Here is a 21,898-nt window from a genome sequence, read left to right on the forward strand (position 1 = left end):
CCGGCGCAAGACGACAGCGGGTCGAGTGGATCGGCGCGGGTCATCGCAGGGCCTGGCCGAAGAGGTCGTTGTAGAACGCCAACCCCATCAGTCCTGCCAGCAACGTCAGGCCCACGAATTGCCCCGCCGCCATGGCGCGCTCGCTCAGCGGGCTGCCCTTGACCAACTCGATAAGGTAATACAGCAAGTGCCCGCCGTCCAAGATCGGGATCGGCAGCAGGTTCATGATCGCCAGGCTCAGCGACAGCAGCGCCAGGAAATTCAGGAACCAGTCCGGGCCCTGCTTGGCCGAGACGTTGGCGACCTTGGCGATGGTGATCGGGCCGGACACGTTCTTCAGCGAGGCCTCGCCGGTCAGCATGCGGCGCAGGATGCCGAGCGTGTCGCCGGCCAGCCGGCCGGTCTCGCGGAAGGCGACCGGGATCGCCGCCAGCGGGCCGTAGCGCAGGGTGGCGTCGTAGGCCGGGCGGCGCTGCTCGCCGATGGCCACGCCCAGCGTCCAGCGCGGCGCGCCGGGGCCGGCGGCCTGCTTGAGATGGACGTCCAGGGCCAGGCGCTCGCCGTTGCGCTCGACCTCGATCAGGCCGTTGCCGCCGCCGCGGCCCAGGGCCTGCACCTGCGGCGCGACCTGGTCGGCGCTGGTGATCGGGGTGCCGTCCACCGCCAGCACGCGGTCGCCGGGGCGCAGCACGCCGTCGGCGGCCGAGCCGGCGGTGACGTTGGCGATGACCGCCGGTTGCAGGGTGAAGCGCCAGGTCAGGCCGGCCAGGGCCGGCACCTGCTGCTCGTCGAAGCCGACCGGCAGCTGCGACAGGCGCAGGGTCCGGGTATGGCTGGCGCCGTCCTGCGCGTCCTCGGTCTGCACCGGCACGTCCTCGCGGTCCATGGCGGCGACGGTCAGCTGCATGGCGGCCTCGCTCCAGGTGGCGACGTCGCGGTCGCCGACGCGGACGATGCGCTCGCCGGGCTGGAACCCGGCCTGCTGCGCCAGGCCCTCGGCGCGGCCGACGATGGGCGCGTAGTCCTGCTTGCCGATCACGAGCATCGCCCAGAGGAACGCCACGCACAGGATCAGGTTGGCGATCGGGCCGGCGGCGACGATGGCGATGCGCTGCCACACGCTCTTGTTGTTGAAGGCCTGCGCACGCTCGGCCGGGGCCACCTCGCCCTCGCGTTCGTCGAGCATCTTCACGTAGCCGCCGAGCGGAATCGCGGCGATCGCGAACTCGGTGCCGTGGCGGTCGTAGCGCGACCACAGCGGCTTGCCGAAGCCCACCGAGAAGCGCAGCACCTTGACCCCGCAGCGGCGGGCGACCCAGAAATGGCCGAACTCGTGGAAGGTCACCAGGATGCCCAGGCTGACCAGCATCCACCAGATGGAGCCGACGACATTACCCATGCGCGTGGCTCATGGCGGCGTGGGGATCAAGCATGGGCGAAGTGGCGGGCAATGGCGAGTTCGGTGATCTTGCGCGAGTGCGCATCCGCCGCCAGCAACGCGTCCAGGGAATCGGCCGCGACCGCAGGCAGCTCGGTCAGGGCGTTCTCGACCAGCGCAGGAATCGATAGGAAACCGATCCGGCCCTGAAGAAAGGCTGAAACAGCCACTTCGTTGGCCGCGTTCAGGATCGCCGGGGCGCTGCCGCCGGCCTGCATCGCGCGCCAGGCCAGGCCCAGGCAGGGGAAAGCGTCCAGGTCCGGCGCCTCGAAATCCAGCCGGCCCTGCGTCAGCAGGTCCAGCCCGGCGACCCCGGAGGCGATGCGGTCCGGCCAGCCCAGGCCCACCGCCAGGGTGGTGCGCATGTCCGGCAGGCCCATCTGCGCCAGGGTCGAACCGTCGATGAACTCGACCAGCGAATGCACCAGGCTCTGCGGGTGCACCAGCACCTCGATGCGCTCGGGCGCCAGCGCGAACAGGTGGTGGGCCTCGATCACTTCCAGGCCCTTGTTCATCAACGTCGCCGAATCGACGGAGATCTTCGGCCCCATCGACCACTTCGGGTGCGCCACGGCCTGCGCCGGGGTCACCTCCTGCAGGCGCGCGCGGTCCCAGCCGCGGAACGGGCCGCCGGAGGCGGTCAGCAGCACCCGCCGGACTTCGGCGCCGGTCTGGCGCGAGCGCAGGCACTGGAAGATGGCGTTGTGTTCGCTGTCGATCGGGATGATCTCGGCGCCGGCCGCGGCCGCCGCGGCGGTGACCAGTTCGCCGGCCAGCACCAGCGCTTCCTTGTTGGCCAGCAGCAGGCGCTTGCCGGCGCGGGCCGCGGCCAGGGTCGAGGCCAGGCCGGCCGCGCCGACGATGGCGGCGACCACGCTGTCGCAGGCGTCGCTAGCCACCAGCTGGTCCAGCGCGGCGTCGCCGGCATGCGCCTGGGTCGACAGCCCGGCCGCGCGCAGGCCGTCGCGCAGCGCCGGGTACAGCGCCGGATCGGCGATCACCGCATGCGCGGGACGGTGCGTGGCGCACAGCGCCAGCAGCGCGTCGACGTTGCGCCCGGCGGCCAGTACGCCGGCGCGCAGGCGCTGCGGATGGCGCGCGATCACGTCCAGCGCCGAGGCGCCGATCGAGCCGGTGGCGCCGAGCACGGCGATGGTGCGGACCGCTGGGGTCTTGCTGCGTTGCGTGTTCACTGGCTCAGAACCCGAAGATGTCCTTGCCCAGTGCGAAGATCGGCAGCGCCGCCAGCACGCCGTCGATCCGGTCCAGCACGCCGCCGTGACCGGGAATCACGTTGCCCGAGTCCTTGGCGCCGACGTGGCGCTTGAGCAGGCTCTCGAACAGGTCGCCGACCACCGAGGCCAGCACGCTGACCGCGGCCACGATCAGCAGCCCGGGCAGGTGCGGCAGGGTCACCCCGGCCAGCCAGCCGAAACCGGCGGCCACGATCAGGCCGGCCAGCAGGCCGCCGACCAGGCCCTCCACGGTCTTGTTGGGGCTGATCCGCGGCGCGAGCTTGTGCTTGCCGAACTGGCGGCCGGCGAAATAGGCGCCGGAATCGGCGGCCCACACCGTCGCCAGCGCGGTCAGCAGCCAGCGGTGGCCGTTCGGCTCGCTGGCGTGGATCAGGCCCAGGGCGGCCCAGGCCGGCACGATCGCCAGGGTGCCGGCGGCGAGCTTGAACACCCGCGCGTAGGTGGCGTGGTCGGAGCCGAAGCGGTAGAAGCCTAGCCACAGCAAGGCCACGCACCACCAGCCGGCGCCGATCAGGGTGGTCAGCTGGAACAGCACCAGGGAGCCGGCCGAGGCCCACACCAGCAGCACCATCAGCAGCAGGTTGAGCATCAGCAGGATGGTGCGCGGCAAGGTGTCGTCGACCTCGGCCAGCTTCAGCCATTCCCACAGGCCGATCAGGAAGATCAGGGCGGCCAGCGCGACCAGCCACTGGGTCGGCAGCAGCAGGATGGCGCAGATGGCCAGCGGGGCCATGATCAGCGCGGCGATGACGCGGGTACGGGTCATGCGGAAACGTTCTCCGTCGCCGCTTCGGCGACCTGCGCGCTGGTGAGGCCGAAACGCCGCTCGCGGCGGGCGTAGTCGTCCAGGGCTTGTTGCAGCACCTCGGGGCCGAACTCGGGCCAGAGGGTCTCGGTGAACCACAGTTCGGTGTAGGCCAGCTGCCACAGCAGGAAGTTGCTGATGCGCAGGTCGCCGCCGGTGCGGATGAACAGGTCCGGCGGCGGCAGGTCGGCCAGCGCCATGCGCGCCGACAGCGCGTCCTCGTCGATCTGCTCCGGGCGCAGGCGTCCGGCGGCGACGTCCTCGGCCAGCGCGCGCGCGGCCAGGGCGATGTCCTGGCGGCCGCCGTAGCTGGCGGCGATCGACAGGTGCAGGGCCTGGTTGTCGCGGGTGCGCGCCTCGGCCTGTGCCATGCGCTCGCACAGCGACGGCGCGAAGCGCGAGCGGTCGCCGATGAAGCGCACGCGCACGCCGCGCCGCTGCAGTTCCTCGACCTCGCGGTCGAGCGCGTGCAGGAACAGCTTCATCAACGCGTCCACTTCCTCCTGCGGGCGCCCCCAGTTCTCGCTGGAAAAGGCGAACAGGGTCAGCGCGCCGATGCCGCGCTCCAGGCAGAAGTCGATGGTGCGGTTGACCGCACGCGCGCCGGCGCGGTGGCCGATCACGCGCGGCCGGCGGCGGCGCTGCGCCCAGCGGCCGTTGCCATCCATGATGATGGCCAGGTGGCGGGGCAGGGACATGGGGACGGGGTCGGAAGGCATGGCCGGCAGGCGCAGGCTCAGACCGCCATCAGTTCCTGTTCCTTGCCCTTGACCACGTCGTCCACGTCCTTGATCGCCTTGTCGGTCAGCTTCTGGATGTCGTCCTCGCTGGCGCGGGCCTCGTCCTCGGTGACCTTCTTGTCCTTCAGCAGATCCTTGACCTGCTGGTTGGCGTCGCGGCGGATGTTGCGGATCGCGACCTTGGTGTCCTCGCCTTCGCCGTGCACGACCTTGGACAGCTCGCGGCGGCGCTCCTCGGTGAGCGCGGGCAGGTTGAGGCGGATGGTGGTGCCGGCGGTGTTCGGGGTCAGGCCCAGGTCCGAGGCCAGGATCGCCTTCTCGACCGCGCCGACCATCTGCTTTTCCCACGGAGTGATGGTCAGCGAGCGGGCGTCGGCGACGGCCACGCTGGCGACCTGGCTCAGCGGCATGTCCGAGCCGTAGTAGTTGACCTTCAGGTGCTCGACCAAGGCGGTCGACGCGCGGCCGGTGCGCACCTTGATGAGCGCATGACGCAGCGCGTCGATGCTCTTGGCCATGCGGGTCTGTGCGTCTTGCTTGATTTCGTTGAGCATCGCCGGTGTCCGTGCTGAATCTGAATCGGACGATTATAGCCTGCCGGGAGTGGGGAATCGGGAATGGGGAATGGCAAGGGCGGATTCCGGCGCGCCCAACTGAACGCCAATGTGGCGGGGAATCGTGGCCAGCGCCAATGCTGCAGTGCGCAACGCTGTGGCGATTCCCTAATCCCGATTCCCCATTCCCGGCTTTTCAGCCCCTTCCCTTCACCAACGTGCCGATCTCGGCGCCGCGCAGGATCTTCAGCAGTTCGCCGGGCTGGCCCATGTTGAAGATGCGCAGCGGCAGGTCGCTGTCGCGGGCCAGGGCGAAGGCGGCGGTGTCCATCACTTCCAGGTTGCGTGCGATGACTTCGTCGTAGGTCAGGCTGTCGAAGCGCACGGCGTCGGCGTGCTTCTTCGGATCCTTGTCGTACACGCCGTCGACCTTGGTCGCCTTCAGCAGCAGGTCGGCACCGATCTCGATCGCGCGCAGCGCGGCGCCGGAGTCGGTGGTGAAGAAGGGGTTGCCGGTGCCCGCGGCGAAGATCGCGATGCGGCCCTTTTCCAGGTGGCGGATCGCACGGCGGCGGATGAAGTCCTCGCACACGTCGTTGATCTTGATCGCGCTCATCACCCGCACCTTGGCGCCGAGCTTTTCCAGCGCGTCCTGCATCGCCAGCGCGTTGATGACGGTGGCGAGCATGCCCATGTGGTCGCCGGTGACCCGGTCCATGCCGTTGGCGGCCAGACCGGCGCCGCGGAAGATGTTGCCGCCGCCGATCACCAGCGCCACTTCCGCGCCGGCCTGCTGCGCCTCGATCACCTCATGGGCGAGGCGATTGATGATCTTCGGGTCGATGCCGTAGTCCCCGTCTCCCATCAGCGCTTCGCCGGACAGTTTCAACAGGATACGGCGATAGGCGAGCTGGGACATGGCGACCTCGTTGGGGGATGACGGGCAAACCACACGATTTTAGCCGATGCGCGCCAGCGCGTCTGTGCCGCCGGCGATGCTTCAGCGTTGCGCCTCGCCGGACGAACGCGCGGTGACGCGATTGCGGCCGCCGTGCTTGGCGCTGTACAGCATGTCGTCGGCCGCCTGCAGCAGTTCCTGCGCGCTGTTGAAACGCTCGCGGCCGCCCTGGGTGGCCACGCCCGCGGAGAAGCTGATGTGTAGCGGCCCCTGCTTGGTGTCGGCCATCGGCCGCTGCGCGATCTCGGCGAGGATGCGCCGCATCACGCCCAGCGCGGCCTCTTCGCCGGTGTTGGGCAACAGCACCAGGAATTCCTCGCCGCCGAAGCGCGCCACGGTGTCGCTGGCGCGCAGCATCGGCTGCAGGGTCTGCGCGAATGCGCGCAGGACCTGGTCGCCGACCAGGTGCCCGTGCGCGTCGTTGATCTTCTTGAAATCGTCCAGGTCGATGAAGGCCACCGACAGCGGCCAGTCGTGGCGATTGGCCAGTTCGAACTGCTGCTTGAGCAGGGTGTCCAGCTGATGCCGGTTGAACACGCCGGTGAGGGCGTCGCGGCTGGCCTGTTCGGCCAGGCGCCGTGCGTGCTGCTCGTACTCGTCGGCGCGCTGGCGCACGCGGTTGGCTTCCTGCACTTCGCGCAGGTTGCGCAGCACCATCAGCTCGCGGGCATGGCTGATGATCGCGTCGACCCGTTCCGGCTGCGCGATGCGCACGTCGAAGATCGGGCTGACCGCCGGCAGCGCCTCGGCGATGTGGCCCACCACCTCGTCGAAGCGGCGGCTGTCCAGTTGCAGGTCGCGATAGGCGCACTGCATGGCGTGGGTGCGCGCGGCTTCAGGATCGTCGCCGAGCCAGATGTCGGCGACGGCGCCGGACAGGCGCACGCAGATGTCGAAGGGTTCGGTCGCGGCGCCGGCAGTGCCGCCGCCGCCGATACTGCGCTGCAGGTAGGCGGGCAGCTTCCATTTCTGCGCCAGCCAGGCACCGACCTCCGCGCGGTCGGCGCCCAGGTGCTCGCGCTCCAGCGCGCTCAGCCGTTGCGGATCGCCAGCCGCCTCGTGCAGCAGGGCGGCGTACTGGTCGTGGCAGACGTGCAGCAGGGCCAGTGCGCCCATGTCCTGCAGCAGCCCGGCCAGCATCAGTTCCTCGTGCTTGCGCAGCCCCGCGGCCTGGCCGAGCAGGCGGCTGGCCAGTGCCGCCAGCACGCTGCGCCGCCACAGCCGTTCCTGTGGCTCGCCGCTGCCGCCGCGCAGGCTCTGCACCATCGAGAAGCCCAATGCCAGGCTCAGCGCGGCGTTGAGGCCGAGCATGGTCAGCGCCTGACCCAGGTTGTCGACGCGACGCCGGCTGGCGTACAGCGGGGAATTGGCGATGCGCAGCATGCGCGCGCTCAGTGCCATGTCCATGGCGATCGCATCGGCGGTCGCGGCCAGGTCCACGTCCGCGTCCTGCGCCAGTTCGATGATGCGCAAGGCAACGCCGGGGGGCGAGGGCAGGTCGCGGGAGTGACTCAGGATCGCTTCGAGTTCAGGATGCATGCACTTCCGATACGGCATGGAATGAGAGGTGGGGGAGCGGCCTGTCCCGGCCTGCGCAGCGTACACCCGTAAAAAAAAAGCCGCGACAATGCGCGGCTCTTTTCTTCCCGGGCGCGGGATCAGGCCAAGCCGGCCTGCTTCATCACTTCGGCGGCGTAGTCTTCCACCACCTTCTCGATGCCTTCGCCCACGGCCAGGCGCTGGAAGCCGACCACGTCGGCGCCGGCGGCCTTCACTGCCTGCTCCACGGTCTGGTCGGTGTTCAGCACGTAGGGCTGGCCGTACAGGGTGACCTCGTTGACGATCTTGGCGATCTTGCCGCTGATGATCTTCTCCAGGATGTCGGCCGGCTTGGCCTTGTCCTTCTCCGACATCTTGGCCAGCTCGATTTCCTTTTCCTTGGCCACGAACTCGGCCGGGACGTCGGAGGCCTTGACGTGCGGCGGGTTCATCGCCGCGATGTGCATGGCGATGCCGCGGGCCAGGTCGGCGTCGCCGCCCTTGACCTCGACCAGCACGCCGATGCGGCCGCCGTGCACGTAGGCGGCGACGTTGTTGGCGCTGTCGATGCGCACCAGGCGGCGCACCTGCACGTTCTCGCCGACCTTGGCGATGACCGCGGCACGGGCTTCCTCGACGGTCTCGCCGCTGGGCAGCTTGGCGCTCTTCAGCGCTTCGACGTCGGCGGCGCCGGAGGCCAGGGCGGCCTGGACGACGGCGTCGGTGAAGGCCAGGAAGTTGTTGTCCTTGGCGACGAAGTCGGTCTCGGAGTTGATTTCGACCAGGACCGCCTTGCCGCCGTCCTGCGCCATCGCGATGCGGCCTTCGGCGGCGACGCGGTCGGCCTTCTTGTCGGCCTTGGCCAGGCCCGACTTGCGCAGCCACTCGGCGGCGTTGTCGATGTTGCCGGCGTTCTCGGTGAGTGCCTTCTTGCACTCCATCATGCCGGCGCCGGTGCGCTCGCGCAGTTCCTTGACCAGGGAAGCAGTGATTTCCACGGGATGTCCTCACGAAAGGTGGGAAAAGGCCGGCTTGCGGCCGGCCGGTAGATCTGGGAAGCGGGCGCCGCAGGCGGCGCTCGCGAAGCCGGGCGCGCCGAACGCGCCGGGCGGCGGCTGCGCATGATCGCGCAGCCGCATGGCGCGCCGGTTACTCGGCGGCGGGAGCGGTCTCTTCGGCCTTCTTGCCGTTCTTGCGCGGGCCGCGGCCCTTGTCGTCGCCGCCCTCGGCGAACTCTTCCTCGCGCACGCTGGCGGCGTTCGGCGCAGCGGCCTTGCCTTCCAGCACGGCGTCGGCGGCGGCACGGGCGTACAGCTGCACGGCGCGGATGGCGTCGTCGTTGCCCGGGATGGCGTAGTCGACCAGGTCCGGGTTGTAGTTGGTGTCGACCACCGCGATCACCGGGATGCCGAGCTTCTTGGCTTCCTTGATGGCGATGTCTTCATGGCCGATGTCGATGACGAACAGGGCGTCGGGCAGGCGGTTCATTTCCTTGATGCCGCCCAGCGAGGCTTCCAGCTTGTCGCGCTCGCGGCGCAGGGTCAGCACTTCGTGCTTGACCAGCTTGTCGAAGGTGCCGTCGGTCTCGGCCGCTTCCAGCTCCTTCAGGCGCGCCACCGACTGCTTGACGGTGCGGAAGTTGGTCAGCGTGCCGCCCAGCCAGCGCTGGGTCATGAACGGCTGGCCGCAACGCTCGGCTTCTTCCTTCACCGCGTCGCGGGCGCTGCGCTTGGTGCCCAGGAACAGGATGGTGCCGCGCTTCTGCGCGACGCTGGAGATGAAGTTCATCGCGTCGTTGAACAGCGGAACCGTCTTCTCGAGGTTGATGATGTGGATCTTGCCGCGCGCGCCGAAGATGTACGGCGCCATCTTGGGGTTCCAGTAGCGGGTCTGGTGGCCGAAGTGGACGCCGGCTTCCAGCATCTGACGCATGGTGACCTGAGGCATTGCAGTGACTCCTGATGGGGAACCGGCCGTGCGCGGGCAGGAATGGGTGAAGCGCGCGCATGACGGCAGCCTTATGGGGCCGCACGACGATTCCGGGGTTGGGCCTCCCTGCTGCCTCCGTGGCCGAACTCCTTGCGGAGCACCCCGGCACGGGCGATGGCTGCAGGTGTGAATTCGCCGGTGCGTCCGGCGTGGACGGTCCATCGGCCCATGACGGGCACGACGAAGCCGCGCACTATACCTGGCGGGGGCCGCTGGCGCAATGTGCCGGGCGGTTCACTCGGCGGGCAGCGCCTGCAGCGGCGCCTGGTCGTCGAGCCTGGCCGCGAAGTGGCCGCCGGGCGCGGTCGCGGTGGCCGGCAGCGGCCAGCGTTTGTAGGCGCCGGCCAGGACATAGCCGGAGAGACTGGGGAACAGGGGCAGGGTGCGGCCGTCGGCGCCGACGAAGCTCAGGTCGCTGAGCCGGGCGTGGGCGCTGCCGCGGTTGTGCACCACCAGCTCCGGCCCGCGCGCGCCGGCGCTCAGGTGGGCGCTGAGGCGCGGCGCGGCTGCCGGGTCCGCCGGGCTCAGGAACACCGGGGTCGAATAGCGCAGCAGCAAGGGTGGGGCCGGCGTGGCGGGCGCCGGTGCGGCCGGGTCGGCTGGGGCGGGGCGTTCCTCCAGCACCAGGCGGTAGGCGCTTTCCTCGGCGCTGGCCGGTCCGGGACGCACCAGCCGCAGCAGTTGCCGCCCCTGCGCCGGGATGTCGATCGATTGCGGGCTGGTGCGGACCTCGTCGTTGCTCTCCAGGTCGTCCATCCCGTCGGTCTGCCGCCAGCGGTACACCGTGACCTGCGCCTGCCAATGGCGGTCCTGGGTATTGCTCAGCCAGATGTCGGTGCTGGTCTCGCCGGGTGCCAGTTGCACCAGGGTCGGACTGATCCGCACCCCGGCCGCGCCGGCACTGCCGGCCAGCGCCAGCAGCAGCGTTGGCAGCAAGCGCGCGCGCGCGCTGCGGGCGCGGCCCACTAGAACGCGACCGTGGCGTAGCCCGCCGACGTGCCCGGCGTGATGCCGGCGGCGGGCAGGCTCAAGGCCAACGCCATGCCGGCGCCGGGCGCGGGTGTGCCGTCGATGCTGACCTGGTAGGCCAGCGGGCGGTTGCAGGCGACCGTCGGCAGTGCCCCGGGTTGCGGACGCGCCGGGGCGCCGATCTCGCAACTGCGCTCGATACGGATACCGATCCGCAACATCGCGCCGGTGCTGACGGCGGGTTGCGCCGCCGCGTCGACGCCGGCCACGCACAGGCTCGCCAGCAGCAGCGGTCGCAGGAACGGCGCAGTCATCGAGCGGAACTCCGGGGAGGACATAGCCAATAGCGGCCCTCGCCACGACAACTTGACCGGCACGCTGGCGCCGTTCAGGCCTCAGTAGGTGACGGTGACCTTGACCACGTCGCTGTAGCTGCCCGGGGCGGGCGTCTGCCGGGCCGGGACCTGCCCGTACAGGGTCAGCGCCTGTGCGCTGCCGGTCCCGGTGCCGGTCTGGGTATCGGTATTCAGGGTGCTGCCCCAGCGTTGGGTGCGCGCAGCGTCGCGGTACAGCTCATAGGTCAGGTACTGGCCGCTGGCGCTGCGCATGCGGCGCACGTTGCCGCTGGCGTTCTGGCCATTGTCCAGGCTCACCTGCCAGGCGGTGCGGTAGCGGCAGTTCATGCTGAGCACGGTGGTGTAGTTCAGCGGGTTGTCGATCAGGCCGGACTGGGTGCCGAAGTCCAGGTCGGCGATGCTGGCGATGGTGCAGGTCGGTGCGGCGGTGGCGCTGGCCACGAACGGGAACTGCACCGAGGTGCCGCCGCCCTTGCCGCCGGTGGTGCAGGAGGTGGGAATCACCGCGGGGTTGCCGACCAACGGCTCGTCGTAGCGGTACTGCAGGTTGGTGTACACGCCGCTGAAACTGTTCTGGTAGGCCCCGGTGGCGATACCGCTTTGCAACGGGACGCGCGCATAGATGGTGTAGGTGCCGGTGCCGCTGCCGCCGGTCGCCAGCGACGAGTAGGTCAGGTCCACCTGCAGCGGCGTGGAACCGCTCAGCGCGCTGCCCCAGATCAGGCTGCGCGCGCTGTCGCGGTAGAGCTGGAAGCCGAGGCTGTCGTTGAGCGGGTTGAGCATGCGCCGCGGGGTGATGCCGAGGCCGGCACCCTGCGCGCCCTCGCCGATGTTCAGGCACATGCGCACGTAGATCGTGCCCAGCACGCTGATCGCGCCGGTCTGGCAGGTCACCAGGATCTGTGCGGTGGCGTCGGTGGCGGCGGTGTCGGAGAGGGTGCCGAAGCTCACCGCCGTGGCCTGCGCGGTACAGGTGGTGGTGGCGGCAGCGCGCTGCGGCAGCAGCGCCGCGGCCACCAGCAGCAGCGCCGGCAGCCATATCCGCCAGGCGCGCGCGCTCACGGCGTGCGCTCCGGCAGGCAGCGCAGCGGACCCAGCCGGGTGGGCGGCGCCTGCGTCGGGCGCTCGATCCGGAACCGGCAGCGGCTTCCTTGCATGTCCACCTCCAGGTCGTTGCGGCCGGGCGCGAGCCCTTCCACATAGGCCTGGCCATCGTAGCCGACCACGGTGTCGACGCCCGGTCCATGCACCCGGCTGCCGACCGGCAGCGGCGCGTCGGCGGCGTCGTGCAGTTGCACCAGCACGCCGTCGCTGCGGCGGATCGGGAACGCCACCACCACCCCGGTCCGATCGCGCGGTACCACGATCTGGTCGACCTGCTCCGGCCGCAACTCGGGCGGCAGGCGCATCGGATCGATCGACAGCCGGTTGTGCTGCCAGGCCAGCAGCGGCGTGACCAGCAGGAAGCCGCGCGCATCGGTGCGGCCGATCGGCCGGTTCTCCAGCAGCACCGGCACGTCGGCGACGCCGCCGGTGGAGACCAGGGCGAAGGCCTGATCGAGATCGCGGCCAGGGAACCAGCCGCCGCCGATCCAGGCCACGCCGCCCGACGCTTCCGCATAGGCGTAGCGCTGGCCGCCGGCGCTGGCGATGCCGCCGGCGTAGCGGGCGCTGTCGCCACGCCAACTGGCCTCGGCCAAGCCGCCGCCGCCGTCCTGCCCACCGCGCGCCTGCAGCCGCCAGCCGCTGCCGCCGTCGGCGGCCGCCGCCTGGCTGAGGTCCGCCGTCGCACTGGTGCGCGCGCCGATGCGCTGCATCGCCACGCCGGCCTGGCGGCGGCCGTCCAGCGCGATCGACCAGCCCAGGTACAGGCTGCGGTCGCTGGCCTGGTCCAGGTTCTGGTTGATGCTCAGGTTCAACGACGACTGCCGCGGCAGGGCCCGGGTCCAGAACAGGCTGGCGTAGCGTTGGTCGCCGCTGTCGGGGTAGGCCAGGCGCACGTAGCTCAGGGCGATGTTGCCGACGCCGTCCCAGGTGCTGCCGAACAGGGCGCGCTCGCTGATCCGCGGCGGCGCGGCGCCGTAGCGCGCGGCCACGTCGCGGTAGCCGGATTGCGCGCGCTGGGTATCCATCGCCAGGTTGAAGCGGCCGTTGTTCCAGCGGTAGCTCAGCGCGTACTGCAGGCCGTGCTGTCCGGCCGCACCGCCGTGCGCCAACGAGGCGCCGAACACGCCGGCACGCGGCAACAGCCACAGGCCGCCGACCCCGGCGTTGCGCACGCCGGCGCCGGCCTCGGCATGCGCCTCGGCGGTGAAGCGCGGGCCGAGTCCGCGCCGCCAGCTGGCGCTGCCGACGGTGTCGCCGGCATAGGCGAAATCGGCGACGCCGTACTCCTCGCGCACCCGGCCCAGCGCCAGCGACCAGTCGGTCAGCCCGCTGGCCAGCAAGTCCTGGGTCGCATAGAACGGAAAGGCCAGCGAGCGGGTGCGGCCGTAGGCGTCGGTGATCACCACCTGGGCATTGCCGGCGCCGTCCACGCCCGGCGCGGCGGACAGCTGGAACGGCCCGGCCGGCAGCTGCGCGCCGTACTGGCGGATGCCGTTGACGTACAGGTCCACGCTGGACGGCACCGCCACTTCGCCGAGGAATTCCGGCAACGGGGTGATCGCGCGATACGGCTGCAGGCCGAAGTCGCTGCCCACCCGCACGCCGCCCAGGCGCACGGTGCGGCTCCAACTGGTGCTGCTGCTGAAGGTGTCGCCCAGCACCACGCTGGTCATTCGCTCTGGCAGCGACCACTGCCATTGCGTGTCCAGGCGGATCGTCTGGGCACGCCAGTCCTGCTGCGGCTCGCGGTACACGCGGCCGACGAAGGACTGCCGCAGCAGTCCCTGGCCCAGGCCGAACACGCGCAGCTCGCCACTGGCGGTGAGATTGCTGGCGCCGCCCTGGCGGCTGGCGTAGAGGTCGTAGTCGAGCAGGGCGCCGGGTGAACTGGTCGCCGGCAGCGACGGCACGCCGCCGCGCGCGTCGATGCGGGTGGTGGCGACGTCCAGCAGCGCCACCGGCGCGTCGATCGTCACCTGCTGCAGGCTGGCGTCGTAGCGGAAGCGCACGCCGTCCAGGTCGCCCAGGGCGATCGCCGCGCTGGCGTCGCTGCCGTCCACACGCAGGCCGAGCTGGCGCAGCGTGGCGGCGCTGGCGCGCAGTTGCTCGCCGTCGCGCTGGAACTGGAACAGGCCGGGCTGGCGGGTCTGGTTCAGGGTGACCTCCAGGTACAGGGTCTCCTGCGCCGGAGCGGTCGCCTCGGGCCGGGGCGGGGGCTGCGGCTGGGCGACGGCGAGCGCGGCGCTGCCGGCCCACAGCGCCAGCAGCAGTTCAGGGCGCCGCGGCGTCCACGACCAGCGACTGCGCGCGCGGCTCGCCATTGATCCTTGCCTCGAACGTTCCCTGGGTCTGCGCCAGCGCCGCCGGCAGCGGCCAGCGCTTGCGCTGGCCCGGCAGCACGTAGCCGGCCAGGCCTTCGGCGATCGCGCTGCGGCGGCCGTCGCCGGCGACGAACTGCAGGTCCACCAGCTGCGCGTGGCCGTTGCCCTCATTGCGCACTTCCAGCGCCGCGCCCGCGCCGTCGCGGAGCAGCCGCGCGCGCAGTGCCGGCGCCGTGGTCGCGGCCGGCTTGAGGAACACCGGCACCGAATAGCGCAGCACGAACTGCAGCCCGGCGCTGGAGTTGCCGCTGGCATCCTGGCTGGGCAGTTCGTCGACCAGGATGCGATAGGCGTCCTCGCCGGCGGCGGGCGCGGGATCCAGGCGGATCACCCGCACCAGTTGCCGCGCGTGCGGCGCCAGTTCCAGCATCGGCGGGCTGAGCGCGATGCGGTCGCTGGGGTCGAGCACATCCTCGCCGTCGCGCTGCTGCCAGCGGAACACGCGCACCTGCGCGCGCAGCGGCACGTCGCCACTGTTGCTCAGCCACAGGCCCTGCGCGGTCTCCTCGGCACGCAGCGACACCGAGGTCGGCGCCACCTGCAGACTCGCGGCGACAGCCGCGCCGGCCGCCGCCAGCCACAGCGCGACGAGTGCCGGCAGGCGCAGGAAGGAAGGCAGTCGCAAACGCATGCAGGCGGCTCCGGTTACCAGGTGACGGTGGCGGTGACGACGTCGCTGTACGAACCGGCAGGGTAGTTGGTGCTGGCGACCTGGCCGTAGACGGTGATCGGTTGCACTGCACCATTGCCGGTGCCGGCCTGGGTGTCGGTGCCGATGGTCGAGCCCCAGTTCTGGGTGCGCGCGGCATTGCGGTACAGCGCGTACGGCACGCGTGCGGTATTGCTGGCGTCGGCACTGCCCATGGTGCGGGTGGTGACCGTGGCGCCTGAGCCGGAACCGGCGTTGAGCGCGATGTTGTACGGGGTGCCGGAGGTGCAGCGCACGTTCAAGGTGCCGGTGCTGTTGATCGCGGTCTGGGTGGAATTGACGCTGCCGAAATCGACGTCGGTGGGCGCGGTCTGGATGTCGCAGACGCTGGTGATCTGGATCTTGACGTTGAAGGTGCGCGAGTCGGACTGGGCCCAGGCCAGGCCGGTCCCGGCGGCGAACAGCACGAGGAAGGCGAGAACGCGATGGAAGAGGTACATGGCAGAGTTCTTCGGTGAGGGCGGACAACCGCCGGTGCCACCGCCAGTGCAAAATGCGCGCCAGTTCACATTTTTATGGATCGTTATCCAGTTTTCACATGGGATGACCGCCACAGGGCGCCGTGTTCAGTGCGATGAAGGCAGCGGCGACCGCGCCGGCGTGCCAAAAACCCGGCAACGCGTCCGGCGCGTTCAGCCAGCGCCGGGATGAGCGATAATGACGACCATGACCGTCAATCTGAAAACTCCGCAGGACATCGAGAAGATGCGCGTGGCCGGCCGCCTGGCCGCCGAGGTACTGGACCTGATCGGCCCGTACGTGAAGCCCGGCGTCACCACCGCCGAGCTGGACCGCATCTGCCACGACCATATCGTCAAGGTGCAGGGGGCGGTGCCGGCCAACGTCGGCTATCGCGGCTTTCCGAAGACCGTGTGCACGTCGGTGAACAACGTCATCTGCCACGGCATCCCCAGCGAGGGCAAGGTCCTGAAGGACGGCGACATCGTCAACATCGACGTCACCGTGATCAAGGACGGCTGGCATGGCGACACCAGCCGCATGTACTGCGCGGGCACGCCGTCGGTGATGGCGCGGCGCCTGATCGAGGCCACCTACGAGGCGATGTGGCGCGGCATCCGCGCGGTGAAGCCGGGCGCCACGCTCGGCGACGTCGGCCATGCCATCCAGCAGTACGCCGAGAGCGAGCGCTTCAGCGTGGTGCGCGAGTACTGCGGCCACGGCATCGGCAAGGTCTACCACGACGAACCGCAGGTGCTGCACTACGGCCGGCCGGGCGACGGCCTGGTGCTGAAGCCGGGCATGACCTTCACCATCGAGCCGATGATCAACGAGGGCACGCGCTACACCCGCGTGCTGCCGGACGGCTGGACCGTGGTGACCAAGGACCGCAAGCTCTCCGCGCAATGGGAACACATGGTCGCCGTCACCGAGGATGGGGTGGAGGTCCTGACCCTGTCGCCGGGCGGCCTCGGCGAACCGTGAGCCTGCTGCCGGCCGGTGCCGATGCCGGCATGCCCGGTGCCGGCGTCGACGACGCCGGTTGGGCGGCTGCGGTCCGGCAACTGCTGGCGCAGACCGATGCGCGGCTGAGCAAGCGTTTCGACCAGGGCGATGACATCGATCGCCTGCTGGCGCTGCGCGCGCGCGCGCTCGACCAGTTGATCCGCCACGCCTGGAGCCGCTGCGTGCCGCGCGAGGCCGGGCTGGCGTTGTTCGCGGTTGGCGGCTATGGCCGTGGCGAACTGTTCCCGCGCTCGGACATCGACCTGCTGGTGTTCGGCGACCTCGATCCCGCCTGCGAACCGGCGCTGGCACGGCTGTTCCCGCTGTTGTGGGACGCCGGCGTGCCGGTGAGCCATGCGGTGCGCTCGGCCGCGCAGTGCACCGCGGCCTGCGCCGACCAGACCGTGCTGACCGCGCTGATCGAGGCGCGCCCGCTGCAGGCCGACGCCGCCGCCAAGGCAGCGCTGGCGGCGGCCATCGCCCCGCAGCGGGTGTGGCCGCCGCGCGAATTCTTCATGGCCAAGCGCGAGGAACTGCAGGCCCGCCACCAGCGCTTCGGCGACACCGCCGACAACCTGGAGCCGGACATCAAGGACGGCCCCGGCGGCCTGCGCGACCTGCATACGCTGGGCTGGATGGCGCTGCGCGCGTTCGGCGTGCGCGATCTGGAGCCGTTGATCGGGCTGGGCCATGTCGGCGGCGACGAGGCCGCCGCGCTGCGCCGCGAGCGCCGCGAACTGGCGCGCTTGCGCTACGGGCTGCACCTGGTCGCCAACCGTCCGGAAGAGCGCCTGCGCTTCGATTACCAGAAGACCCTGGCGCAGCGCCTGGGCTTCTCCGACGACGTCGAGAGCCTGGGCGTCGAAAAGATGATGCAGCGCTTCTATCGCAGCGCGGCGATCGTGCGCCGGCTCAGCGACCGGCTGCTGCAGCGCTTCGAGGAACAGTTCGACGGCGAAGCGCAGCCGCAGCCGCTGCACGGCGGCTTCTCGCTGCGCCGCGGCTACCTGGCCGCCGACGACGAGCACTGGCCGCAGGCCGACCCGGTGCAGGTGTTCGCGTTGTTCGCCACCTGGGCCGCGCACGGCGAGATCCGCGGCCTGCATTCGCTGACCGCGCGCGCGCTGGCCGAGGCGCTGCCGCACCTGCCGGCCTACGCCAGCGCCAGCCCGACCGCGCGCGAGCGCTTCCTGGCGCTGTTGCGCGGCCCGCGCGCGGTGCAGACGCTGACCCGGATGGCGCGGCTGGGCGTGCTCGGGCAGTGGATCCCCGCCTTCGCGCAGGTGTCCGGGCGCATGCAGTTCGACCTGTTCCACGTATACACGGTCGACCAGCACACGCTGATGGTGCTGAAGAACATGGCGGTGTTCGCCAACGCGCGCGCCGACGAACGCTTCTCCATCGCCCACGAAGTCTGGCCGCGGCTACGCAAGCCGGAACTGCTGCTGCTGGCCGGCCTGTTCCACGACATCGCCAAGGGCCGCGGCGGCGACCATTCGGAGCTGGGCGCGGTGGATGCGCGCGCGTTCTGCGCCGCGCACGCGCTCAGCGCCGCCGACACCGAGCTGGTCGCCTGGCTGGTCGAGCAGCACCTGCGCATGTCGGTGACCGCGCAGAAGCAGGACATCGCCGATCCGGAGGTGATCCATCGCTTCGCCAGCCTGGTCGGCGACCGCGAGCGGCTGGACTATCTGTACCTGCTGACCTGCGCCGACATCGCCGGCACCAGCCCCAAGCTGTGGAATGCGTGGAAGGATCGGCTGCTGGCCGACCTGTACTTCGCCGCGCGCCGCGCCCTGCGCGAAGGCCTGGAGCATCCGCTGCCGGTGGCCGAGCGCCTGCAGGAGGCGCGCGAGGCCGCGCGCGCGCTGATGCACATCCAGGGCCACGACGACGCCATCATCGACCGTCAGTTCGCCGGCATGCCGGACGAGAGCTTCCTGCGCTTCCGTCCCGAGCAACTGGCCTGGCAGGCGACCTCGCTGATGGAGGTGGAACTCGGTGGCACTCTGGTCAAGGTGCGCCCGGTCACCCCCGACGACGCGGCGCTGGAAGTGTTCGTGTATTCGCCGGACCGCGACGGCCTGTTCGCCGCGATCGTGATGACCCTGGACCGGCTCGGCTACGGCATCCATCGCGCGCGCGTGCTCGACGCCCCGCACGGGGCGATCTTCGACACCTTCGAGGTGATGCCGGCCGACGCCTTCGCCAGCGGCGACATCGCGCAGTTGCAGGCCGGACTGCGCGAGGCGCTGGCCGGCGACCTGGCGCGGCTGCGCCCGGCGCGGCGGGTGGTGCCGCGCCAGCTGCGGCATTTCCGCTTCGCCCCGCGCATCGAATTCCGCGAAAGCCTCGACGGCCGCCTGACCCGGCTCAGCCTGGTCGCGCCGGACCGCCCGGGGCTGCTGTCGGACGTGGCCCAGGTGCTGCGCCGGCAGCACCTGCGCGTGCACGACGCGCGCATCGCCACCTTCGGCGAGCGCGCCGAGGATCTGTTCCACATCACCGACGAGCACAACCTGCCGTTGCCCGACGCCGCCCGCCAGGCGTTGCAGGCCGCGCTGCAGGCCTGCCTGGACCCCGATACCCCGCCTGGAGACCCCCGCTGATGGCCACCAAGAAGCCTGCCGCCAAGAAGTCCGCTGCCAAGACGGCGGCCCCCAAGAAGACGGCCAAGCCGGTTGCCGCAAAGCCGGCGGCGCCGACCGTGGCGAGCAAGTCCGCCAAGCCCGTGCCGAAGCCGCTGCGCGCCAAGCCGGTGGCCGTGCCCAGCGCCGACGAACTGAAGTTCACCATCGACAGCGCCTTCGAGCGCCGCGCCACGCTGACGCTCGACGAGATCGAGGGGTCGACCCGGCCGGTGGTCAACCGCGTCATCGATGGCCTGGAGAGCGGCGAGTTCCGTGTCGCCGAGCCCGACGGGCACGGCGGCTGGAAGGTCAACGAGTGGCTGAAGAAGGCGGTGCTGCTGTACTTCCGGGTCAACGAGATGGCCGTGGTGGAAGCGCAGCCGGCGCCGTTCTGGGACAAGGTGGAAGCGCGCTTTGCCGGCTATCACGAAGCCGAGTTCCGCAAGGCCGGCGTGCGCGTGGTGCCGGGCGCGGTGGCGCGCCGCGGCAGCTACTTCGGCAAGGACGTGGTGCTGATGCCGAGCTTCACCAACATCGGTGCCCACGTGGGCGAGGGCACCATGGTCGACACCTGGGCCACGGTCGGTTCCTGCGCGCAGATCGGCAAGCACTGCCACCTGTCCGGCGGCGCCGGCATCGGCGGCGTGCTCGAGCCGCTGCAGGCCAGCCCCACCATCATCGAGGACCACTGCTTCATCGGCGCGCGCTCGGAAGTGGTGGAGGGCGTGGTGGTCGGCCACCACAGCGTGATCGGCATGGGCGTGTTCCTGGGCCAGAGCACGCGCATCTACAACCGCGCCACCGGCGAGATCTCCTACGGCTACGTGCCGCCGTACAGCGTGGTGGTGTCCGGGCAGTTGCCGTCCAAGGACGGCTCGCACTCGCTGTACTGCGCGGTGATCGTCAAGCAGGTCGACGCCAAGACCCGCAGCAAGACCAGCGTCAACGACCTGCTGCGCGGCCTGGCCGACTGAGATGCCGGCGGCGGTGCCGGACCTGGCCGAGGCCGCGGCTTACCGGCACCCGTCCGCCGCCTGGTACGGGCGCGCGCTGCCGCGCCTGCTGCATGCGCCTGGCTGGACCCGGCTGCGGCGTGCGTTGACGCAACGCTGGCCGCTGCCGGTGCTTGCGAGCGACGTGCGCGAGGTGGTCTATCTGAACTGGTGGGTCGACGTGCGTCGCGCCCCGCCACCGCCGCCGGGTTACGCCCACGTCGTCCACCAGGGGCGCACGCCGTACACCATCCTCAGCTATCGCCACGGCCATTTCGGTCCTGCCCTGGCCGGACCGCTGCGGAAGCTGCTGCCATCGCCGCTGCAGAGCAACTGGCGGTGGTACCTGCGTCGCGTGGACGATGTGAACGCCGGGCCGGTGGTGCTGTTCGACCGCAACGTGATGGATGGATTGGCCTACGTGGCCGGCGCACGCGCCGCCAGCGACGCCATGCAGCCGCACCTGGCCGCGCGCTTCGTGCACGCGCTGCAGTCCGATGGCAGCGGCCACACGCAGATCGAGCCGGGGCAGGGCAGCGCGCCGGCGCTGCAACTGCACTGGCAGCCTGCCGAGGCCTGGCACGATGCCGACTGGACGCCGGCGTTCGCCACGCGCGAGGCGCTGCTGCGCTTCCTCACCTGCCAGGACGAGGCCATCGCGCGCACCTGCGACGGCCGCTGGGCCAGCACCCGCATCGCCTTGCCGGTGGATCCGGCCACGCTGCAGCCGTTGCAGTTGACCGGTGCGCTGGACTGCCCAAGGCTGCAGGCAATGGGCGTCGCACTGGAGGACGGATTGGCCTTCCGCCTGCCGCGTGTCGCGTTCCGGGTGGTGTCCGAACGGCTGCTCTGAGCGCCTGGCGCCTGGGTAACGCCGGCAGCGTGCAACCTGTTCGAGCGGTTCCGTCGCGTGCCCGCGGGTAGAGGACCATGCGCGCCGGTTGCACCGCAGCGTTGCCGTGCCCTGTTGCGTCGACGCTCGCCTCCGCCTGGGTGATCGACGTTGCAGGAGATGGACGGCCGGCCGTCGGTTGAACCGGGCGATCCCGCGGCCGGTCGGGAGCGCTGTGCATACCCGGCGTACATGGGTGGCCCGATACGCTGGCGCACGCGATTGCGCCACTGCCGCCACGTCAGGGGGCGGAACGGAAGAGGCCTGGCGCGCTGCCACGAACGAACAGGAGAGACCGATGCGTACGATCATGTGGGCTTGCTGGATGACGGCGGCGTTCGCGCTGTCCGGGTGCGGCCGTGAGGGCGCGCCGGCGTCGACGACGCCCAAGCAGGGCGACACGCCTGCGGCGGCCGCCGCTGCGCCAAATCCGGCGCCGGCCGCGACACCTGCGCCTGCGCAAGCGCCTGCGACGACGACGGGGACTGCCGGTGCGGCGGGCGCGCCGTTGTCCTGCGCCGACGAGATCGGCGCCGACGCCGCGGCGGCGCGTGCGGCCACCTGTCGCTCGGTGTCGCCGGCCACGCACCCGCCCTGCAATGCCGCCAACAGCTGCGCCATGATCGACGACGAGATCGCGCGCAGTTGCGCGCTGCTCGGCCGCGACGGGCCGGCCACCGCCGGGTGCGGCCCGGCCGCCGACAGCCCGCAGGCCGCGGCCGACGTGGTGCGGCGCTACTACGCGGCGATCAATGCGCGCGACTACGCCACGGCCTGGCAGCAGTGGGGCGAGGATGGGCGCCCGGGGCAGTCCTACGCGGCCTTCAAGGCCGGCTTCGCGCAGACGCGTGCGGTGAAGGCGACGATCGGCGCGCTGGGCGCCAGCGATGGCGCCGCCGGTTCGGTGTACCAGCCGGTGCCGGTCACCGTGGAGGCGACGCTGGCCGACGGCACGCGGCAACGCTTCCGCGGCGACTACGTGCTGCGCCGGGTCAACGGCGTGGACGGCGCCTCGGCGGCGCAGCTGCGCTGGCGGATCGACTCGGCCAAGCTCCAGGAAGTGCCGGCGCAGTGAGGCCTGGCGGCGTCTTCTTGCGCCTGGGAGGCCGATGGCGCGCG

20 protein-coding genes are annotated in these 21,898 nt (G+C 70.9%); 5 read left to right on the forward strand and 15 right to left on the reverse strand.

From position 1 onward, the window contains the following. Positions 1-40: 40 nt before the first annotated feature. The 15 genes from rseP to SLW55_RS17730 form a co-directional block, all read right to left on the reverse strand. The gene (rseP, locus tag SLW55_RS17660) at positions 41-1,399 is read right to left on the reverse strand and encodes an RIP metalloprotease RseP (RefSeq protein WP_320745492.1); all 1,359 of its coding nucleotides are present in this window, start codon (positions 1,397-1,399) and stop codon (positions 41-43) included. A gap of 26 nt (positions 1,400-1,425) precedes the next feature. Next, entirely contained in the window at positions 1,426-2,631 is a 1,206-nt protein-coding gene (dxr, locus tag SLW55_RS17665; RefSeq protein WP_267111592.1) for a 1-deoxy-D-xylulose-5-phosphate reductoisomerase, read from the reverse strand. A gap of 4 nt (positions 2,632-2,635) precedes the next feature. Further along, positions 2,636-3,460 (reverse strand): phosphatidate cytidylyltransferase, encoded by an 825-nt coding sequence (locus SLW55_RS17670; RefSeq protein ID WP_017908843.1) that lies wholly within the window; start codon positions 3,458-3,460, stop codon positions 2,636-2,638. Then, positions 3,457-4,197 (reverse strand): polyprenyl diphosphate synthase, encoded by a 741-nt coding sequence (uppS, locus tag SLW55_RS17675; protein WP_160970844.1) that lies wholly within the window; start codon positions 4,195-4,197, stop codon positions 3,457-3,459. The genes SLW55_RS17670 and uppS overlap by 4 nt, the downstream gene beginning before the upstream one ends. A gap of 38 nt (positions 4,198-4,235) precedes the next feature. Then, the gene (frr, locus tag SLW55_RS17680; protein ID WP_010344041.1) at positions 4,236-4,793 is read right to left on the reverse strand and encodes a ribosome recycling factor; all 558 of its coding nucleotides are present in this window, start codon (positions 4,791-4,793) and stop codon (positions 4,236-4,238) included. A 196-nt stretch (positions 4,794-4,989) separates the two neighbouring features. Then, positions 4,990-5,712: a UMP kinase gene (gene pyrH, locus SLW55_RS17685; protein ID WP_010344040.1), complete on the reverse strand. Its 723-nt coding sequence runs from the start codon at positions 5,710-5,712 to the stop codon at positions 4,990-4,992. Between the two features lie 81 nt (positions 5,713-5,793). Beyond that, positions 5,794-7,290 carry a GGDEF domain-containing protein gene (locus tag SLW55_RS17690; RefSeq protein WP_295963615.1) on the reverse strand — a complete coding sequence of 499 codons (1,497 nt, stop codon included), beginning with the start codon at positions 7,288-7,290 and terminating at the stop codon, positions 5,794-5,796. A 119-nt stretch (positions 7,291-7,409) separates the two neighbouring features. Continuing rightward, positions 7,410-8,288 (reverse strand): translation elongation factor Ts, encoded by an 879-nt coding sequence (tsf, locus tag SLW55_RS17695; RefSeq protein WP_017908840.1) that lies wholly within the window; start codon positions 8,286-8,288, stop codon positions 7,410-7,412. A gap of 151 nt (positions 8,289-8,439) precedes the next feature. Further along, positions 8,440-9,237, reverse strand: coding sequence for a 30S ribosomal protein S2 (gene rpsB / locus SLW55_RS17700; RefSeq protein ID WP_017908839.1), 798 nt, complete (start codon positions 9,235-9,237; stop codon positions 8,440-8,442). A 276-nt stretch (positions 9,238-9,513) separates the two neighbouring features. After that, entirely contained in the window at positions 9,514-10,215 is a 702-nt protein-coding gene (locus SLW55_RS17705) for a fimbria/pilus periplasmic chaperone (protein ID WP_320745493.1), read from the reverse strand. A gap of 29 nt (positions 10,216-10,244) precedes the next feature. Continuing rightward, positions 10,245-10,562, reverse strand: a complete 318-nt coding sequence (locus SLW55_RS17710) for a hypothetical protein (protein WP_267099332.1) — start codon at positions 10,560-10,562, stop codon at positions 10,245-10,247. 81 nt (positions 10,563-10,643) lie between these two features. Beyond that, positions 10,644-11,666, reverse strand: coding sequence for a spore coat U domain-containing protein (locus SLW55_RS17715; RefSeq protein ID WP_017911098.1), 1,023 nt, complete (start codon positions 11,664-11,666; stop codon positions 10,644-10,646). Further along, positions 11,663-14,032 carry a fimbria/pilus outer membrane usher protein gene (locus SLW55_RS17720; protein ID WP_320745494.1) on the reverse strand — a complete coding sequence of 790 codons (2,370 nt, stop codon included), beginning with the start codon at positions 14,030-14,032 and terminating at the stop codon, positions 11,663-11,665. Before SLW55_RS17720 ends, SLW55_RS17715 begins: the two co-directional genes overlap by 4 nt. Continuing rightward, the gene (locus SLW55_RS17725; protein WP_320745495.1) at positions 13,983-14,723 is read right to left on the reverse strand and encodes a molecular chaperone; all 741 of its coding nucleotides are present in this window, start codon (positions 14,721-14,723) and stop codon (positions 13,983-13,985) included. The genes SLW55_RS17720 and SLW55_RS17725 overlap by 50 nt, the downstream gene beginning before the upstream one ends. A 14-nt stretch (positions 14,724-14,737) precedes the next feature. Further along, complete coding sequence (locus SLW55_RS17730) at positions 14,738-15,241, reverse strand: spore coat U domain-containing protein (protein ID WP_017912102.1); 504 nt, start codon at positions 15,239-15,241, stop codon at positions 14,738-14,740. Positions 15,242-15,467: 226 nt separating this feature from the next. Here SLW55_RS17730 and map point away from each other — a divergent pair, with 226 nt between their 5' ends. The 5 genes from map to SLW55_RS17755 all read left to right on the forward strand — a co-directional run bounded on the left by map (position 15,468) and on the right by SLW55_RS17755 (position 21,854). Continuing rightward, on the forward strand, positions 15,468-16,244 hold the full coding sequence (map, locus tag SLW55_RS17735) for a type I methionyl aminopeptidase (RefSeq protein WP_017911155.1): 777 nt from the start codon (positions 15,468-15,470) through the stop codon (positions 16,242-16,244). A gap of 29 nt (positions 16,245-16,273) precedes the next feature. Further along, positions 16,274-18,874: a [protein-PII] uridylyltransferase gene (locus SLW55_RS17740; protein WP_320745511.1), complete on the forward strand. Its 2,601-nt coding sequence runs from the start codon at positions 16,274-16,276 to the stop codon at positions 18,872-18,874. Next, positions 18,874-19,869 carry a 2,3,4,5-tetrahydropyridine-2,6-dicarboxylate N-succinyltransferase gene (gene dapD / locus SLW55_RS17745; protein WP_267122245.1) on the forward strand — a complete coding sequence of 332 codons (996 nt, stop codon included), beginning with the start codon at positions 18,874-18,876 and terminating at the stop codon, positions 19,867-19,869. The genes SLW55_RS17740 and dapD overlap by 1 nt, the downstream gene beginning before the upstream one ends. A gap of 1 nt (position 19,870) precedes the next feature. Continuing rightward, positions 19,871-20,740, forward strand: a complete 870-nt coding sequence (locus tag SLW55_RS17750) for a hypothetical protein (protein WP_267113854.1) — start codon at positions 19,871-19,873, stop codon at positions 20,738-20,740. Positions 20,741-21,077: 337 nt separating this feature from the next. Then, positions 21,078-21,854 (forward strand): hypothetical protein, encoded by a 777-nt coding sequence (locus SLW55_RS17755; RefSeq protein WP_320745496.1) that lies wholly within the window; start codon positions 21,078-21,080, stop codon positions 21,852-21,854. Positions 21,855-21,898: the final 44 nt, after the last annotated feature.

It is taken from the genome of Xanthomonas sp. LF06-19 (genome assembly GCF_034105425.1).
Lineage (GTDB): Bacteria > Pseudomonadota > Gammaproteobacteria > Xanthomonadales > Xanthomonadaceae > Xanthomonas_A > Xanthomonas_A sontii.

What these genes read in the sequence shown, in the direction of transcription:
- map (WP_017911155.1), top strand. Translation starts at nt 15,468, where the DNA reads ATGACCGTCAATCTGAAAACTCCGCAGGACATCGAGAAGATGCGCGTG.
- SLW55_RS17720 (WP_320745494.1), bottom strand. Translation starts at nt 14,032, where the DNA reads ATGGCGAGCCGCGCGCGCAGTCGCTGGTCGTGGACGCCGCGGCGCCCT.
- SLW55_RS17740 (WP_320745511.1), top strand. Translation starts at nt 16,274, where the DNA reads ATGCCCGGTGCCGGCGTCGACGACGCCGGTTGGGCGGCTGCGGTCCGG.
- SLW55_RS17690 (WP_295963615.1), bottom strand. Translation starts at nt 7,290, where the DNA reads ATGCATCCTGAACTCGAAGCGATCCTGAGTCACTCCCGCGACCTGCCC.
- SLW55_RS17755 (WP_320745496.1), top strand. Translation starts at nt 21,078, where the DNA reads ATGCGTACGATCATGTGGGCTTGCTGGATGACGGCGGCGTTCGCGCTG.
- SLW55_RS17725 (WP_320745495.1), bottom strand. Translation starts at nt 14,723, where the DNA reads ATGCGTTTGCGACTGCCTTCCTTCCTGCGCCTGCCGGCACTCGTCGCG.
- SLW55_RS17710 (WP_267099332.1), bottom strand. Translation starts at nt 10,562, where the DNA reads ATGACTGCGCCGTTCCTGCGACCGCTGCTGCTGGCGAGCCTGTGCGTG.
- pyrH (WP_010344040.1), bottom strand. Translation starts at nt 5,712, where the DNA reads ATGTCCCAGCTCGCCTATCGCCGTATCCTGTTGAAACTGTCCGGCGAA.
- SLW55_RS17750 (WP_267113854.1), top strand. Translation starts at nt 19,871, where the DNA reads ATGCCGGCGGCGGTGCCGGACCTGGCCGAGGCCGCGGCTTACCGGCAC.
- rseP (WP_320745492.1), bottom strand. Translation starts at nt 1,399, where the DNA reads ATGGGTAATGTCGTCGGCTCCATCTGGTGGATGCTGGTCAGCCTGGGC.
- dapD (WP_267122245.1), top strand. Translation starts at nt 18,874, where the DNA reads ATGGCCACCAAGAAGCCTGCCGCCAAGAAGTCCGCTGCCAAGACGGCG.
- rpsB (WP_017908839.1), bottom strand. Translation starts at nt 9,237, where the DNA reads ATGCCTCAGGTCACCATGCGTCAGATGCTGGAAGCCGGCGTCCACTTC.
- SLW55_RS17670 (WP_017908843.1), bottom strand. Translation starts at nt 3,460, where the DNA reads ATGACCCGTACCCGCGTCATCGCCGCGCTGATCATGGCCCCGCTGGCC.
- uppS (WP_160970844.1), bottom strand. Translation starts at nt 4,197, where the DNA reads ATGTCCCTGCCCCGCCACCTGGCCATCATCATGGATGGCAACGGCCGC.
- frr (WP_010344041.1), bottom strand. Translation starts at nt 4,793, where the DNA reads ATGCTCAACGAAATCAAGCAAGACGCACAGACCCGCATGGCCAAGAGC.
- SLW55_RS17730 (WP_017912102.1), bottom strand. Translation starts at nt 15,241, where the DNA reads ATGTACCTCTTCCATCGCGTTCTCGCCTTCCTCGTGCTGTTCGCCGCC.